Consider the following 15,637-nt stretch of genomic DNA (forward strand, 5'->3'; position numbering starts at 1 on the left):
ACGAAGTCTGGTGAATACTATCATCGAGCGAACTTTTAATGCGGGAGTGCCATTTTATAAATAATGTCTGTTTGGGTAGCGCTCCTGTTAAGTACTACCGGAAGTAGGATACTACTTTCCGACATATATACTTTGTCATATTATGAGCTGCTCGACATTATGGGTGGGAAGGAAATTAGTTATATGTTGAATCGGTGTAACGATATGTAATGCTCGAGCCGTTCGGTTTTGACAATTCCCTGCTAACGATATTCACGCAACAATTCCCCGACTATAAGGGTTTCTTCTTTGCCATCACCCAGCTCGGAAGCCCTTTTACGCTTGCCCTCCTGGGCTCCTTCGGCTTCGTGCTGGGCAAGAATAAGCTCAAGGTCTTTTCGGCTATCCTCATCATCGGCACGATCTTCGGCATGGTCGTCATAGACGACATAAAGGAGCTCGTAGAGCGTGCCAGGCCGGACGGAGCGAAGGCCGCCGACTTCACGGTCAAGGACTCCTACTCGTTCCCGAGCGGCCACGCCTTTTCCATATTCCTGGCCGCGTCCGTGCTGGGCGCTTATTATGGCTGGAAATTTTATGTGTCCGGCTACGTGCTGGCTATCGCCGTGAGCCTGAGCCGGCTTTACCTTGGCGTGCATTTTCCGAGCGACGTCTTGTTCGGGGCAGTTCTGGGCATCATCGGGGGCGAAATGCTGATCTATGCCGCATACAGGCTTGGCCTGAGCAATAATCCTGGCATTATTTCACTCATATACAAAAAAGCCATAAGGTCTGAAAAAATAACTATAAACGGCCCCGATAGGGTTGTCTCAATATCCATATTCCTTACCATCCTGATCTCTATCGTGCTCTATTTCACCGACTATGCGCCGCTCGCCATATTCACGGTCACGCTGGCCGCGATATTCATCTTCTACTACATTCTATCGAATGGCGTGCGCCTCGACAGGGACTTACTGCTGATATTCGGCATCCTCGCTCTCTGCCTTATCGCATGCTTATCCCTGCTTTTCCTGGGCTCCTACTGGCTGTCCATGATCATTGTGATCATCGCATATTTTGCGATAATGGCCACTACCTACGGCTCGAAAAAGAATGAGGAGATGGCCAGTTCTCTAAAATAGGCCATTATCTCCTTTGTTTTCCTGTAGAACGTGGCGCTGAAGACTGGCGAGGTGCAGCAGACTTGTGGCTGCCGCCTGATGATACCCGGCTTCCCCCTGACGAAGGCGCCTTTACAGAACCCGAAGACGAACGTCTCTGGCCACCACCCGATGGTGCCTTGATGCCGCCGGACTGCACGTTCGGCCTCGACACGGGCGCGCTACGTACTGTGGATGGAGCACGGCCGCCCTGCGCCTGTTGCTTTATCCCGCCTCCCGTACTTGCCGGCATTCCTCTCGATACTCCGCCGGATTGTATCTGCCTCCCGCCAGCCGGGGCACTCCTGACACTTGTCGGCGCCTGGTGACCACCCGAGGCTATTCCCTGCCTTCCTGCTCCAGAAGGCGTACGTATGGCGCCTCCCGGAGCAGCATGCTGCGTTCCGCTCTGCGCATGCATGTTCTGAGGCGTGCGCTGGCTTATGGCTCCATCGCCGCGGCTGGAAGTGCCTCCGGCTGGAACAGCCGCTCCACCTGTATGCTGCGCGCCTCCATGCAGCCCTGATACACCCTGCCCCGCTCCTCTTTGTATGGCTCCCTGCCCTCCGCCTGCTGCGGCAGGGAACTGCGATACCGGCGCACGCCTCGCCGTGCCTGCGCCCTCAGTTATGCCATGGGCCGGAGTGGTGCCTGCTCTTCCGCGCGTCCCTCCATCCGTAATGCCCCCGCCGAATGGCGTGCCTCCCTGCTGCCCCGCTATGCCCTGTCCGGCTTCTCTTTGTATGGCTCCCTGCCCTCCGCCTGCTGCGGCGGGGAACTGCGATACCGGCGCTCGCCTCGCCGTGCCCGCACCTTCTCTCAGACCCTGTCCCTGAGCGCCGCCAGCCCTTCCACGTTCTGCCCCGGTCGCTATGCCGCCGCTGGCTGGCAGGCCTCCATATAGTCCGGCGCCGCCCTGTCCACGCTCAATTCCCGCTCCTCTTTGTATGGCTCCCTGCCCGACGCCCGATGGCGTGCCTCCACCCGCAGCAGAACCGAACTGTGAAATGGGCATCTGCCTGGGCGTACCAGCCCCTTCGAAGCCTCTCCCCCGGCCACCCCTTTCTTGAGTGCCAATACCGCTGAACGGCTGCGATCCGCCCGCGCCCGCTCCATGGCCGCGAACTCCTCGTTCGCCGGTAGGCACCCCGACCTGTCCCACACCCGGGCCTGTAAGAGCGCCTTCTCCACGCTGCGTTCCAGGCCTCCCACGGCCGGCCTGGCCCTCAAGCCCGCCTAAGCCCTCTCTGCCTCCAGCTCTCCGCGCTGCCTCACCTATCCTTCCGGCAATAGAGCCTGGATCAGCCCCCGACCGTCGTGCCTCTCTGGCAGTGTCGAACGCGTGACGGGCTCCGGGTGTATTGAACCTGTCCGCAATACGGTTAGTGGCAAGCACAGGATCGCCACCTGTAGCCGCCGCTCCTGCCGCCGCGGCCGATGCCGCAATACCTCCTATATCCGCTCCGCCTGCTGCAGCGGCCGCCGCTGCCGATGCTGCTGCGCTAGCGCCCCCTCGACCGGCTACAGCATTAGATATGGCCGTGGCCGCGGAACCAGCGTCATAGCCGCTTGCTGCGGCCGCTGCCGATGCCGCTGCAACTGCGACGCCTCCGCCGCCGACTCCGGCAGCAGCGGCCGCGGACGCAGCGGCGAATGCTTCACCCCCTCCACCGTATACGTACGGGGCTATTGAAGAGGCGACATCGAACGCGTTGCCACCGTACGCATAAGCGGAGGCCGATGCGGCAGCTATGGCGAACTGGTTACAATAGATGCTTGGAGTAAATGTGTTAATGAAGTAAGGCCCCGATATCGGCGGGGGCGCAACGAATACAGGCGCTACGAAGATCGGTATGGGCTCATAAACGGGAACGTACACCGGGGGAGTGACGTATATGGGCTCCTGGTAGACGATCGGCGCAACACTCGTATAATACCCGGACGAGTAGCCATTGTAGTACGTATTGAACGTATTCGCGAACTGCGGGAACGTCGGAACGCTCATACGATAAGTCATCGTGTCGATGACAAGCTGTACCGGCTGATCCAGAGTAAATGCGGTCAATGTGCCATCAGGGGCGATCATCGAAATAGAGGTAACGTAGAACATCGTCTGATAGCCCGACGTGCCCTGGTACTGCATTATCATGTCTATGATGAAAATACTGGCGTCGTACCTCAGCACATTATAAACGTTCGACTTTTCAACCATGCCTGCTCCACTGACCGACACGGCAAGCTGCGACATGTCGATCTGCATGGTATTTGCCGTGGTATCGAATACGCCCATCATCGGCGTGCTTAGAGAATAGACCGTCGACTGGCCCGAATACGGGCTCGATACAGCGAAGCCCACGACTTCGAAGTAAGACTTCCCCTGCTCCTGGGAGACCATGTGCGTCGCCAGGCTCACCTGGTTCTCGCCCGACGTGAATCCCTGCAGTCCGTCCAGCCCGTTTATGGTAAGCGGCTGATTGGCGCCATTAGTATAGCCATATGTCTGCGCATTAGCTTTAAAGCCCAAAGGCATCAGGCTTGCGAGCATCGATACCAGCAGGAAGCCGGTGATAATTAAGATCGATAGCTTATATCTGCCACTCTGCTCCAACTTTCTATCCCCGGCTTACGATATGGAACGCAGAGCTTTTATACTGTCTAGAATTTTTTCACATTTAAACGGTGATATGACTATATTTTAACCTGAATTGGCTTTTATATGCTTTTTATTAAAAATAAGGCTCATTACTTAATTATTTATTTACCATATTTATTAATAATGGCTTAAACGATAAAAACAGCCAAATAACGGCAGATTATACTTAAGGGTAACTAATAGAAAATTTAAGGTTCTTGTGCGTTTTTGGGATGATATATTGCTTTGGCTGATGCCTTCGCTCGTTTTTATGTTATGCCGTCGTTGAGTGGTCCAACCACAGGGGCACGGAGAGCGCTGAGTTTCACGGAGTTTTCTTATAAAGGGAGGCTCAGAGGGCACAGGGGACGGGTTTATAACTTTCCCGGGGCACGGAGTTGAAAGAGGCACTGCTGAGGATAAACCGCATTATTGTTTATTGGTCAACCGGGCCTCAATAATCTCTGTGCCCCAGGCAAACTAATAAACCGGCCTCTGAGCTCTCTGAGTCTCAAATTATAAGAAAACTCTGTGTAACTCCTGTGCGCTCCGTGCCCCTGTGGTTGGACCACTCAACGACGGCATAACTAGAAAAGGATAAAAAAATATTCATCCCAAAACCGCGGAAGAATCAAATTTAATAAAAAAAGGGGTATCGGATCACGCGCAGCGGCGACACACGAAAACAATATCGTAGTCGGCGTCGTCATCCTTGATCCAGCCCTTAAGGAGCTTCTTGCCCACCATCAGGTGGTAACGGCCGCATTTGGAGCACTTCTTGATCTTGAATTCGTCGTACCACTCGGGCTTGACCTCGAACTCGAACTCGGCCTGCTCCTGGTCGATCACTTCCCGGGCCACACGGCGGGCCTGCTTTAGCTCGAGGCCGGTATTTTGCGAAATATCGTAGGCGATGCAGCTGATAAGGAGCATCCTCTCGACGTCGGTAAAGATGTCGCCGAAGAAATCGTACATGCGGTCCATCATGGACGGGTCCATGTCGAAGGGCATCTCGTCATAGTCCGGCACGCAGGTAATGAACGAGTCAGCGTCGGGCGAGCCGCCAGACGGGGCTTCCTTATGCTCTTTGATCCGGGCGCCGCAGAGCGGGCACTTGCCCATGATCAGCTCGTCGTCGAAAGTTTCCTCTCCACATCCGGGACAGCGCATTTGTGGCATCACCATTATAGTATAAACACGGCAGCAGATATAACTGTTGTCCAATTCCCCTCGTCATCCACTTCGGCCGTCTTCGAGATATTCATGGTCGACTCGGGGCGCTCGTTCTTCCAGGTAAAATACATATTCTCGGCGAGTTTTTCCGCGTACATGCCGGCGCACTTTTCGGTCTCGCCGTAAGAGTGGTGCTCGGATAAATATCCAAAGTCGGCCTGGCGGTCCTTGGGCTTGGCGCAGCCTATGGCCGCGGCGATGCGCCGGCTCGGCTCATTAGACGAGTTCCGGGACATTACGGTAAATACGATCTCACCGGGAACCAGCGATTTCAGCCCTTCGCTGCGCTCGATGATCTCGCACTTCGGCGGCAGTATAGAGCTCACAGTGACCAGGTTAAATTTTTCAATTCCGGCATCACGAAGCGCCATCTCGAACGATTCCAGCATTTCCTTATGCGTTCCCGAGCCGCTCGTAAAGAACACTTTCTTTGGTACAAGCCCTTGTCTCATTTGACGTCTCCTTTAGCAATCGTAAAACATATGTCCAATCAGGCACGTTTAGAGTATGGTGTGTTAATTGGACAAGTTGAATATCACGATCATTGAGGTCGGAGGTTCGATCCTCATTCTTGCGATCTTTATAGCCTTATTCGCCTTTACGGGGTCTCTGCCGGAGCTTAAACCCTGGTCGAATATCCTGTACGTGGTACTGTTCCTTGGCTATACGGCCGTTATGTGCCTGTTCGGCTTGAAGATGGCCCCATATCTTAGCCAGTGAGGTTTCGTACTTTTTTGTCTATTAATGAACTAGTATCATTAATAGACTAGTGCTTATTATATGCCCGCGTTTTTAAATCTTTCGAGTATCGCTATTCGGGTACCCTAAAAGTGCTTATCGAGGGGATATATTTTTTGGTACTGGATACGGGCGGTGTCCTGAGAAATCGGGTTTTTGTTTTTTGTTTATGAGGCGGTCGTAATACCTGGCTACTACGCAGCCCCTCGTGCAGCGGCCGCAGTGGTCGCATCGCTTTTCGTCTACCTTAATGTGGCCATCCAGCCTTATTGCCTTTTTTGGGCATGCCCTGACGCATATCCTGCACTTCGTGCAGAGCGAGGCCCGCAGCACCTGCCTGATCGTGTTCTCGAAGAGCTTTCCGGCCTCTTCTTTGTCGTTGGCCGAGGCGTATATCTGGCCTCCGGCGAATAGCTTGGCCGTGCCCTTTCCCTTTGGCATTCTTACGAGTATGACGTCAAGGTCTTCCGAGTACGCGGGGGCGCCGATGGTCTTGAGCATCTCCAGCAGCCTCTCGGTCGAGGCCTTATTAGGCAGTCGAAGGACGCCCTCGATGCTGTACCCGCCCAGCGTGCAGGGGCTGATCCCTCGTATGATGTCCAGCGCCATGCCGCTCTTGTAAGACGGCTTCAATGGTATGTGTTTTTCCTGTGCGATATTGAGCATCTTGTTGGGATGCGACTTCCAGCGCCAGAAGCCATAGCGCACATAGTCCGGCGTGAGGCCCGACTCGTCCGCCCACTTGTGGAGCTTGTTCTGCCACTCTCCGTAGCGGTCCGGGTGTAACTCTTTCATGCGGACATATTCTGCCTGGAGCGCGGCAGGGCATAGCCAGCAGCCGATGCGCTCGAAGCCCCTATCGTACAATTCGTTATACGGCAGCTTTTCCATGTGGATGTACAGCCAGACTTCGATGGCCCGCCAGTCCTTGATCGGGAATACGCTCATCTGGCCCGGGACGAACGGGTTTCGCTCCACGGTATCGATGCCGCCCCGCTGGAACGACTCGTATCTGCGCTTGCCGTCTATCGTGATTACGCCTTTTTTGAACTGTGATAAATGAGTAGTGACGGGCCCGAGCTTGCATACTTTGCAGCACCACCTGAAGTCTTTTGCCGGCGGGCCGAACGCGGGAAAGTTTTCATCGAACGCCTTACCCGCCTTTTCTATTTTTACGGGCACTTCCTTTGCGGTATCTTCCACGAATTTCGTGGTCTCCGGGAACTCAAGGCCCGTATCAATGTAGAATGCCTCGAACTTCTTCACCGCCTTCTTCGTTAAGTTCAGCACGACGAGGCTGTCCTTGCCGCCGCTGAACGAGACGGTTACTGGTAGTTCTTTGTTCTTGCCCTGGCTTACGACGCCTTTGATGACGTTGATGGCATCCTTCTCCATGGCCTCGATGGTCTTGCGGTTGGCGGCCACTGCATCCTCGAGAGTGCTGAGCTTATCATTAAGGCGAATAGAGCCGCCGCCGATCTTCCGGATCTTGATCGTGTTCTGCGAGGCATCTTTAAGGTTCTCCGCGTCCGCTTTTGCCACGCCAAGCCCGTTGAAGTTCTCGTTTACCCTGATGAGCACGATATCGTCCTTTTTAATATCCGGGGAGGTATCGACGACCGTGCTTCCCTTAATGCCCTTGCCGCTCAGGTGCATGTTCCGGGGCACATCCACGGTGACTGTCTTTTTATTAGTAAGGGCCATGAGGAGCTTGGCCCCGTAGAGCCTGAGGTCCAGCTTATAGCCCTCTTCTTTTAAGTCATAATAGACTACAGCGATCGTGTATCCGTCAATGATGATCTCGTCGGCCTTATCGTCGCCGGGTATTTTGTTTAAGAGCACCAGGCGCTCGCCGATGGGATCGCAGCCGAAGTCGCGCTCGAATAAATTCCTGATGATGGTACGCTCGTAGGGCGAGCAGAACCGGACATCGCCTGGCGGGGAAAGCCTGACCTGTCTGGCCGTAGCTCCGCATGTGCCGCATGTCTCACTTATGAGCGGCACATTGCATGAGTCGCACCAAAAAATATGATCCAGGGCTCCCTCGAAGGGCTTGATTCCGGCCATCGGGATATACAGTGTGAGGCGTGATTAAATATTTTATGTAATATGCAAAACGACGAGCTTAAGTCTAAATATTTTAACCTCCCTATGTGTTTTGATAAAGATGATGGTCACGACCGTGGTCGGAAGCTACCCGACGGGCATAAAAGTCCAGACTGAAGAAGACGTAAAGAAAGCGATCGAGATAGCGGTGGCCGACCAGGAAAAGGCCGGAGTCTCCATCATCTCTGACGGCCAGGTTCGCACTGACATGGTGGGGATCTTTGCCATGAACATGCCCGGCTACAGGAAAGAAGGCAACCGGTATAAGGTGGTGGGCCGCATCGAAGTGCCGGATAAGCCGGCGACGGTGAATGACTATCTTTTTACTAAGAAGCTTGCGAAAGCGAAGGTCAAGGGTATTATTACAGGCCCGACTACGATGGCAAAGACCTCGCAGGTGGAAAAAAGCTCGCCATATAAGTCCAACACGGACCCCGAGCTCATCTATGATATCGCCTATGCGCAGGCTGCCGAAGCAAGGGCGCTTGCGCAGGCCGGGGCCGACATCATCCAGATCGACGAGCCCTTCTTCAGCGTAGACGCCGACCTCGAAGTGGGCATCAAGGCAGTCAACATCATAACGAAGAACATCGAGACGCCTGCCATGCACGTCTGCGGCGATATCCGCCCTATCTTCAAGAAGCTACTGGAGACCAACATGGCCATCCTCGACCACGAGTTCGCCAAGTCGAAGAACCTGGAAGCGATGGACAAGGGCTTAATCGAGGCGCATGGTAAGATCATCGGTTACGGCTGCATCGATACCACGTCAAACACGATCGAGACGGTCGACCAGGCCGAAAAGACTATTCGGGCCGGCATCGAGAAAATCGGCAAGAAGAACATGTGGATCGACCCCGACTGCGGCATGCGCATGCGCACCCGGGACGCCGCCTACCAGAAACTTGCAAACATGGTCGAGGCCGTCAGGCGCATCGGATAATTAAATCTTATAATATTTCTTCCAAAGGCCAGTAACTCATAGGGCGAGTTGACAGGAGCCACATCAGGCTTAAAAGACAACAAATGCTCGAACAGCGCCTCATCGCCCCAGTCCGCCACAGCCTGAGCGAGCTCGATATTGCCGCGGGGGCCGGGCAGGCCAGACTCGCTTAACAGATACGCATCGATATCTTCGACTTTACCAAGCGCATCCTTATAAAAAACTATCTTAGACATAAAAAGAAAACGGGGCACGAAGCCCCATTTGTATGTTTAAATGATGTTCGACACGAAGATGAAGTACAGCAGGAAGATGGCAGCAACGATCCACATGACGGGGTGTACTTCTCTCCACTTTCCGGACGCCGTCTTGATCAGGCAGTAGGAAATGAACCCGAAGCCGATGCCCTTCGATATGCTGAAGGTGAACACCATGCCCGCAATGGTCAGGAACGCCGGGAGAGCCTCCTCGAGCTTATCCCAGGGGATGTCCTTGACCAGCGTGATCATCAGGAATCCGACGATGATGAGCGCCGGGGCCGTTGCCGCGCCCGGGATCAGGTAGGCCAGCGGCACCAGGAACATGGCCAGCAGGAACAGCAGCGACGTAACGACCGATGCCAGGCCTGTCCTGCCGCCCGCGCTCACGCCCGATGCGCTCTCGATGTACGACGTGTTCGAGCTGCAGCCCATGAAACCGCCGATCATCGCCGCGAGGGAGTCGACCAGCAGGACGTTCTTGAGGCCCGGAAGCCTGCCTTCCTTATCCAGAAGCTTAGCCTGGCCGCCGACCGCGACGACCGTGCCCATGGTGTCGAAGAAGTCGACCATGCCCAGGGCGAAGATCAGGCTGACCAGCGACAGGATGCCGATATTGAGGGCGCCCATGAGGTCTAGCTGGCCGATCGTGGACAATGTGGCTGCACTGGGTATCTCGAAGATGGAGCCTCCCCAGCCGGGAACATTGCTCAGCCCGGCGGGCAGCGCCGCGCCGACGACCGTGGGCACGCCCGAATTGTTGTATACGTTGAACGCGATGCCCATCGCGTCCGCGCCGAAGCAGATAGCCAGCGACAGCAGCGCCGTCAGGATGATGCCGTAGAGAATGCTGCCCTTGATCTCGAGGGCCATTAAAACCATTATAATGATAAGTCCTATAAGTGAGACGATCACGACGGGGTTGGACATGCTGCCAAAGCCGACGTACGTTGCCGCATTCGACACCATGATGCCCGCGTCCTTGAACCCGATGAACGCGATGAACAGGCCGATAGCGACGCCAATGGCGATCTTGAGCGATCCGGGGATCGAGTTCATGACCAGCTCTCTCAGGTTCGTGAGCACCAGGATGAGAATGACCAGGCCTTCGATGAAGATCAGCGCCATCGCGATCTGCCAGGACAGGCCCATGCCGATACAAATGCCATAAGTCACAACGGCGTTCATGCCCATGCCGGGCGCGAGCGCGAACGGATACTTGCCTATGACGCCCATCAGGAAAGTCGAAAGCGCCGCCGCAAGGCACGTGGCTACGAATACAGCCTTAAAGTCCATGCCCGCCGCCGATAATATACCGGGGTTCACGATGATGATATAGGCCATCGTCATGAACGTGGTAATACCGGCGATTATCTCGGTCTTTACACTCGAGTTTCTTTCTGTTATATGGAAATACTTATCTAAAAAAGAGGTAGAACTCTCTACCGTCTTTTTTTGAGGTTGCTCATACACAGATAACCACCTTAGGACTCACTCTTTTCAAGGCCTTAATATAGCTTTGCACCTTTGGCCAACAAATTTTATGGCCTGGCGGCGTTTCCACTGGAAATATCCTCTAGCTGGACGAATTGTATTCAATTCGTCGATTACTCATGCGAAAACTCTATAAAGATAAGTTATTTCGTTAATGTCCTGCCCCACAATGCCCCGGAGCAAATACGCACAATATAGCAAAAATTTGATAAATTTGTCGACGTCAATGAATGATTCTGGCTTTTTCAACCGCTTGAAACACAATATTTTTATCATTGATGCGCTTACTAGCAAATTGTAATCGATCCTAAAAACATCGGTGTATGAGGTTTAACAATGAAGTGTTACGTGCATCCTGACATAGATGCGGTGGGCACCTGTACGAACTGCGGGAAGACCGTATGCTCCGGCTGTGCCCTGGAGATGAACGGGAAGCTCATCTGTAAGTCGTGTATCGAGCGTATGGCGACACAGCCATCGTCACAGCCGCCAGTACAGCCTGCCGCGCAGCCTGCCGCGCAGCCTGTGCCCCAGCCGACCGCTCCGCCGGTGGCACCTGTTGCCGCTGCGGCACCGGCTGCCCCCGGGAGAAAAGAGCCATTGATCTCGCTTATCCTCTCGTTCTTCTTCCCTGGTCTCGGCCAGATCTATAATGGCCAGATGAAAAAAGGCATCATCCTTATCGTTGCGTACCTGGCGCTCTGGATCGGCATGTTCATCGTATACTTCGCGGGCACTGTAGTTACCATGGGCGTCGGAGCGCTGTGTTGCCTGCCGGTTTTGCTGGTGCCTATGGCCGAATGGGTATACGGCATGTACGATGCATACAAGGTCGCCAACATGATAAACCGCGGCGAACCTACAAAGGACTGGCTCTCGTAAGCCCTTCTCTTTTTTATATTTCTTTTGTCATAGTAAGCTTTATAATACCAGGATTACTTTATGGTAAGAAATTCTCCCGTAAGGGAAAGGTGGGATTATATGAAATGCTATATGCATCCTGAGGTCGAGGCTACTGGCACCTGCACGAGCTGCGGCAGGCCCGTATGCCCCGATTGTTCCATGAATGTCGCGGGTAAGATCACGTGCAAGGCCTGTGCGGAAGCGCTGGCTACGCAGTGCGCGACAGCGCCGAAAAAGGAGCCCTGGCTCGCGCTGGCCCTTTCGCTGTTCGGCGGCTTCGTCAGCGGCCTGTTCATCGGCCTTGGACAGCTCTATAACGGCCAGGTCAAGAAGGCGGTCATCCTCTCGCTGGCGCACGTTTTCGGATGGTTCGTCATCATCGTCGGTTACGTCCTCCTTGCCATAGTCACGTTAGGAATCGGCGCGATCGTATGCTTGCCGATGTTTCTCATCCCGCTGCTGTTATGGCTGTACGCGATGTACGATGCCTATGTGACGGCCGAAAAGATCAATAAGGGCGAAACAGTCAAAGACTGGCTGGAATAAGCCTTTTAACTTTTTTAAAAGAAAAAAGATAAAAATTTGTTTATTAGTAGCCGTACACGTAGCTGGTGGTTCCGAAGATCATGACCATCAGAAGTGACAAAGCCATGGCTATGATGAAGATCAGCACGAACTCGACGACGAAGACCAGTATGATATAGAGAATAATCTTGCCGATCGACGTTTCCTTGTACGGTACCTCTCCAAGGTTGATCTTCCCCGCGACCTTGTAAGCGTTGTATATGCCGTAGATCCAGATCGCCAGCCCGGGTATGACCAGGACGATCGACCCGATGATCATGCCGATGACATACAACATACCCTTCAGCATGCCTTCGCCGTTATATACCTGGCCGAGGCCCGGTACGAAGAACGATCCTATGGCCGCTAAAAGCGGGTTCTTTTCTTTCCGGGGCATTGCCCCGGCATTAACGTTCACATTGACGTTATCGATATTATCAGCTCCCCATAGTAGTTATTTTTCTTTAATCGCTTAATGACCGTCCTTATTATAAACTTTATTATGGGCTAGGTCTTGAGGTTATAGCCGCTCTCGAACAGCCTCAGGCTCGCGTAGAACATGACGAGCAGGGATATCGCGATAGCGCCGAGGCAATAGTAAGGATTAGTGCGCTCGTAGCCGATCATGGCATATCGGACGCCGTCCACGACGTAGGTCAGCGGGTCGAGCCACGAAAGCCAGCGTATCCAGTCGGCGGGGATGATATCGATGGAGAAGAAGACACCGCCTAAGAACAGTAGCGGGCTCAGCGCATAGCTCATGACGTTGCCCACGTCCTCGATGTTCTTCGACCACTGGCCCAGCATGACGCCGAAGCAGGCGAAGGTGGCCGACGTGCCCAGCAATAGCAGCACGAACATCGGTACATCGTATATGCCTATGCCGAAGAGCACCATAGTCACGCCCGCAATGATAAGGCCCATAAAGAGACCCCTCGCCATACCTCCGAGCACGTAGGCGACGACCATCGTCGAGTAGCGCATGGGCGTGGTGAGCGGGTCCTCGATGTACCGGTCATCCCGGGACGAGAACAGGGAGTACGCGGGATTGACGTACGCATGTAATATAACCTGCATCATGACAAGGCCCGGGAGCATGAAATTGATGTACGAATGCCCTCCCATCGCCGGGATGGCGGTGCCCAGGGCGTAGCCGAAGGCAAAGATGTAAAGGAACGTGGAGATGACGCTGGGCAGTATGGTCCGGTTGGGCTTGCGGATGAACCGGATGATCTCCCGCTTCAGCATCAGGTATAGCGCGTCCCACTCACTCACGCAGTTCACGCCCCGTCATTTTAATGAAAACGTCCTCGAGTGTCGATTCCCTGACGTGCATGGACTTTACCGCCACGCCGCCGGACCTGAGGAAGTCCAGCACCTTTACGGCAGCAGTACTGGTGTCGCTCACGTGGACGATGAGCTTTTCCCTGCTTAACGAATAGCGAATGACGCCCGGCACCGATGTAAGGTCGGGCACATGGTCGCCGACGATGTCGAACTCAAGGCGGCTGCTGTCGACCTCCCGGCGCTTCAAGGCGTCGGGGGTGCCCAGCGCGATGAACCGGCCATGGTCCATGATGGCCACACGGCCGCAGAGGCTCTCCGCCTCCTCGATGTAGTGCGTCGTCAGCACGATGGTCGTGCCTTCTGAATTGAGCTTCTTCAACATGCCCCATAAGGCACGGCGGAGCTGCACGTCAACGCCCGTCGTCGGCTCATCCAGAAAAAGCACCTTCGGCCTCTGCATCAGAGCACGGCCGATGAGCAGGCGGCGCTTCATGCCGCCCGATAATTTATCACAGTACTCGTTCGCCTTGTCGCTGATCTCTAAAAAGTCAAGGATATCGTCGGCACGCTTTTCTCTCTCTGCCTTCGGCATGCCATAGTAGCCCGCGTGGTACGTGAGGATCTCCTTCGTCTTGAGGTTCTCGTCGAAGTTATACTCCTGCGGGGCCACGCCGATGAGCTTTCTCGACTCGATGGCGTCCCTGACGATGTCTCTTCCGAGGATACTGGCGCTGCCCGAAGTAGGCGTGGAAAGTCCCACGAGCATGCGGATCAGCGTGGTCTTGCCGGCGCCGTTCGGCCCCAGCAGCCCGAAAAACTCTCCGGTCCCGATATCCAGGCCCACGTTATCGACGGCGGTCAGGCCGTTGAATCGTTTTGTCAGGCCCCGGATGGAAATGGCCTGCTCTTCCGTCGTGCCCATTAACCCCTGATCTTCATCGCCTCTTCCGGGCTCAGCGAGTCGTGTACGACGGCGCGTATGCGGCGTACCATGAGCGTCGGGGTCTCGTGCATGAACACGTTCCTTCCGATGGCGACTCCGGCAGAGCCCGCTTCCATGGCGCCGCCGATATGCTCCAGCAGCTCAAGGTCGGTGCTCGTCTTCAGGCCGCCCGCCACGATGACCGGCGCAGGGCACCCTTTTACGACCCGCTTGAACGAGTCCGGGTCCCCGGTGTAGTTGGTCTTCACCACGTCGGCGCCCATCTCGGCGCCCACGCGGCATACGTGCGCAATTAGCTCCGGGTCGTACTGGTTATGGATATTCTTGCCCCTCGGGTACATCATGGCCAGCATGGGGAGGCCCAGGGCCTCGCACTCCCGCGCGACCATCCCCGAGTCCTTCAGCATAATATCCTCCTTCTCCGAGCCGATGTTCACATGGACGGAGACCGCGTCCGCACCGAGCCTGAGGGCTTCGTCGGGCGTGGTCAGCAGCACCTTATGGTCAGGATCGACGCTGAGGCTCGTGCTTGCGGATAAATGTATTATTAGCCCCGCCGTCTTAGGGCAGTTCACATAACAATCCTTCACGATGCCCTTGTGCATGATCAGCGCGTTCGCGCCGCCTTCGGCGGCACATCGCATAACGTCCTTTACGTTCACAAGTCCCTTTACAGGTCCTAGAGTGATGCCGTGGTCCATCGGCACCATCACGGTCTTCTTCGTCCGTCGGTCAAAAATTTTTTCCATTCTTATAGATTTGCCAACATTCATAGTTCCTCATCAACAGGATAGTGGTCGGTCAAATATGTTACAAACGTTTAAACTCAATGATATATGCAATTACTATACAAAATTCTTTTCTTTAATTAAAAAAAGTTCAATGTGCCTTTTTGCCCGTCATCTCTTTGACTTCGAGCTTCAGGAGCTTAAGCGGTATGTTGGATGCCGACAGGTAATCGACGCCCTTACTCCCCACCGGGATCCTCAGGATGGACTTGATGCCGGCCCTGTTATGGACGTGGGATGCCATCGCTACGTTGACCGTGTTGCGCTCGTCCGCGTTGTCCACCGGAAATAGCCGCCCCTTCAGGATGACGCTCTTATAATCCGTCAGAAGATCGTCGTACCAGTCGACCTCGACTGTCACGTTCGGGTTCTTGTTCATAAGCTCGATCTTTTTGCCCGTCATGGTGAAGTGGAAGTATATCGTATCGCCGAAATAGTAATACTCCATCGGTACCGTGTAAGGATAAGGCTCGTCGTGGAACGTGATCCTGCATAATAGCTGGCTTTTCAGGAGGTCGTCCATTTCCCGGTGCGTCATGTCGGGCAGGTCGAATCTCTTGATCTCGTATTCCCTGGGTAGCTGTTCTTGCATGGCGAACACCATTTA

Annotated in this window: 16 protein-coding genes; 5 read left to right on the forward strand and 11 right to left on the reverse strand. The window is 54.5% G+C overall.

Annotation, left to right across the window (positions count from 1 at the left end):
- Window positions 1-209 precede the first annotated feature (209 nt).
- A complete protein-coding gene (locus tag MCP_RS06830) occupies window positions 210-1,124 on the forward strand; it encodes a phosphatase PAP2 family protein (RefSeq protein WP_012900104.1) in 915 nt (304 codons plus the stop codon).
- Window positions 1,125-1,128: 4 nt separating this feature from the next.
- On the opposite strand, the gene MCP_RS06835 is transcribed toward MCP_RS06830, so the two are convergent.
- From MCP_RS06835 to MCP_RS06845, 3 genes are all read right to left on the reverse strand, one after another.
- Complete coding sequence (locus tag MCP_RS06835) at window positions 1,129-3,750, reverse strand: hypothetical protein (protein WP_012900105.1); 2,622 nt, start codon at window positions 3,748-3,750, stop codon at window positions 1,129-1,131.
- A gap of 684 nt (window positions 3,751-4,434) precedes the next feature.
- Window positions 4,435-4,959: a hypothetical protein gene (locus MCP_RS06840; RefSeq protein WP_012900106.1), complete on the reverse strand. Its 525-nt coding sequence runs from the start codon at window positions 4,957-4,959 to the stop codon at window positions 4,435-4,437.
- On the reverse strand, window positions 4,959-5,459 hold the full coding sequence (locus tag MCP_RS06845; RefSeq protein WP_012900107.1) for a pyruvoyl-dependent arginine decarboxylase: 501 nt from the start codon (window positions 5,457-5,459) through the stop codon (window positions 4,959-4,961). The genes MCP_RS06840 and MCP_RS06845 overlap by 1 nt, the downstream gene beginning before the upstream one ends.
- Window positions 5,460-5,526: 67 nt before the next feature.
- On the opposite strand from MCP_RS06845, the gene MCP_RS06850 reads away from it, so the two are divergent.
- A complete protein-coding gene (locus tag MCP_RS06850; protein ID WP_012900108.1) occupies window positions 5,527-5,727 on the forward strand; it encodes a hypothetical protein in 201 nt (66 codons plus the stop codon).
- 114 nt (window positions 5,728-5,841) lie between these two features.
- On the opposite strand, the gene MCP_RS06855 is transcribed toward MCP_RS06850, so the two are convergent.
- Window positions 5,842-7,812, reverse strand: a complete 1,971-nt coding sequence (locus MCP_RS06855; RefSeq protein ID WP_012900109.1) for a phosphoadenosine phosphosulfate reductase family protein — start codon at window positions 7,810-7,812, stop codon at window positions 5,842-5,844.
- Window positions 7,813-7,912: 100 nt separating this feature from the next.
- Here MCP_RS06855 and MCP_RS06860 point away from each other — a divergent pair, with 100 nt between their 5' ends.
- Window positions 7,913-8,794, forward strand: coding sequence for a methionine synthase (locus MCP_RS06860; RefSeq protein WP_012900110.1), 882 nt, complete (start codon window positions 7,913-7,915; stop codon window positions 8,792-8,794).
- On the opposite strand, the gene MCP_RS15375 is transcribed toward MCP_RS06860, so the two are convergent.
- Window positions 8,746-9,030 carry a hypothetical protein gene (locus MCP_RS15375; protein WP_128859981.1) on the reverse strand — a complete coding sequence of 95 codons (285 nt, stop codon included), beginning with the start codon at window positions 9,028-9,030 and terminating at the stop codon, window positions 8,746-8,748. The two genes, MCP_RS06860 and MCP_RS15375, sit on opposite strands and share 49 nt — an antisense overlap.
- A 36-nt stretch (window positions 9,031-9,066) precedes the next feature.
- Window positions 9,067-10,524: an NCS2 family permease gene (locus MCP_RS06865; RefSeq protein WP_012900112.1), complete on the reverse strand. Its 1,458-nt coding sequence runs from the start codon at window positions 10,522-10,524 to the stop codon at window positions 9,067-9,069.
- Between the two features lie 357 nt (window positions 10,525-10,881).
- Between MCP_RS06865 and MCP_RS06870 the strand changes: the two genes are divergently transcribed.
- The gene (locus MCP_RS06870; protein WP_012900113.1) at window positions 10,882-11,427 is read left to right on the forward strand and encodes a hypothetical protein; all 546 of its coding nucleotides are present in this window, start codon (window positions 10,882-10,884) and stop codon (window positions 11,425-11,427) included.
- 99 nt (window positions 11,428-11,526) lie between these two features.
- The gene (locus MCP_RS06875) at window positions 11,527-11,994 is read left to right on the forward strand and encodes a hypothetical protein (RefSeq protein ID WP_012900114.1); all 468 of its coding nucleotides are present in this window, start codon (window positions 11,527-11,529) and stop codon (window positions 11,992-11,994) included.
- Between the two features lie 43 nt (window positions 11,995-12,037).
- Here the strand turns inward: MCP_RS06875 and MCP_RS15935 are convergent, their stop codons facing one another.
- The 5 genes from MCP_RS15935 to MCP_RS06900 form a co-directional block, all read right to left on the reverse strand.
- Window positions 12,038-12,409 (reverse strand): hypothetical protein, encoded by a 372-nt coding sequence (locus MCP_RS15935; protein WP_012900115.1) that lies wholly within the window; start codon window positions 12,407-12,409, stop codon window positions 12,038-12,040.
- A gap of 110 nt (window positions 12,410-12,519) precedes the next feature.
- Entirely contained in the window at window positions 12,520-13,287 is a 768-nt protein-coding gene (locus tag MCP_RS06885) for an ABC transporter permease (protein WP_012900116.1), read from the reverse strand.
- Window positions 13,280-14,221: an ABC transporter ATP-binding protein gene (locus MCP_RS06890; RefSeq protein WP_012900117.1), complete on the reverse strand. Its 942-nt coding sequence runs from the start codon at window positions 14,219-14,221 to the stop codon at window positions 13,280-13,282. The genes MCP_RS06885 and MCP_RS06890 overlap by 8 nt, the downstream gene beginning before the upstream one ends.
- On the reverse strand, window positions 14,221-15,015 hold the full coding sequence (locus MCP_RS06895; protein WP_012900118.1) for a 2-amino-3,7-dideoxy-D-threo-hept-6-ulosonate synthase: 795 nt from the start codon (window positions 15,013-15,015) through the stop codon (window positions 14,221-14,223). Before MCP_RS06895 ends, MCP_RS06890 begins: the two co-directional genes overlap by 1 nt.
- 106 nt (window positions 15,016-15,121) lie before the next feature.
- Window positions 15,122-15,622, reverse strand: a complete 501-nt coding sequence (locus MCP_RS06900) for a pyridoxamine 5'-phosphate oxidase family protein (protein ID WP_128859982.1) — start codon at window positions 15,620-15,622, stop codon at window positions 15,122-15,124.
- Window positions 15,623-15,637 lie beyond the last annotated feature (15 nt).

This window comes from Methanocella paludicola SANAE (genome assembly GCF_000011005.1).
Classification (GTDB): domain Archaea; phylum Halobacteriota; class Methanocellia; order Methanocellales; family Methanocellaceae; genus Methanocella; species Methanocella paludicola.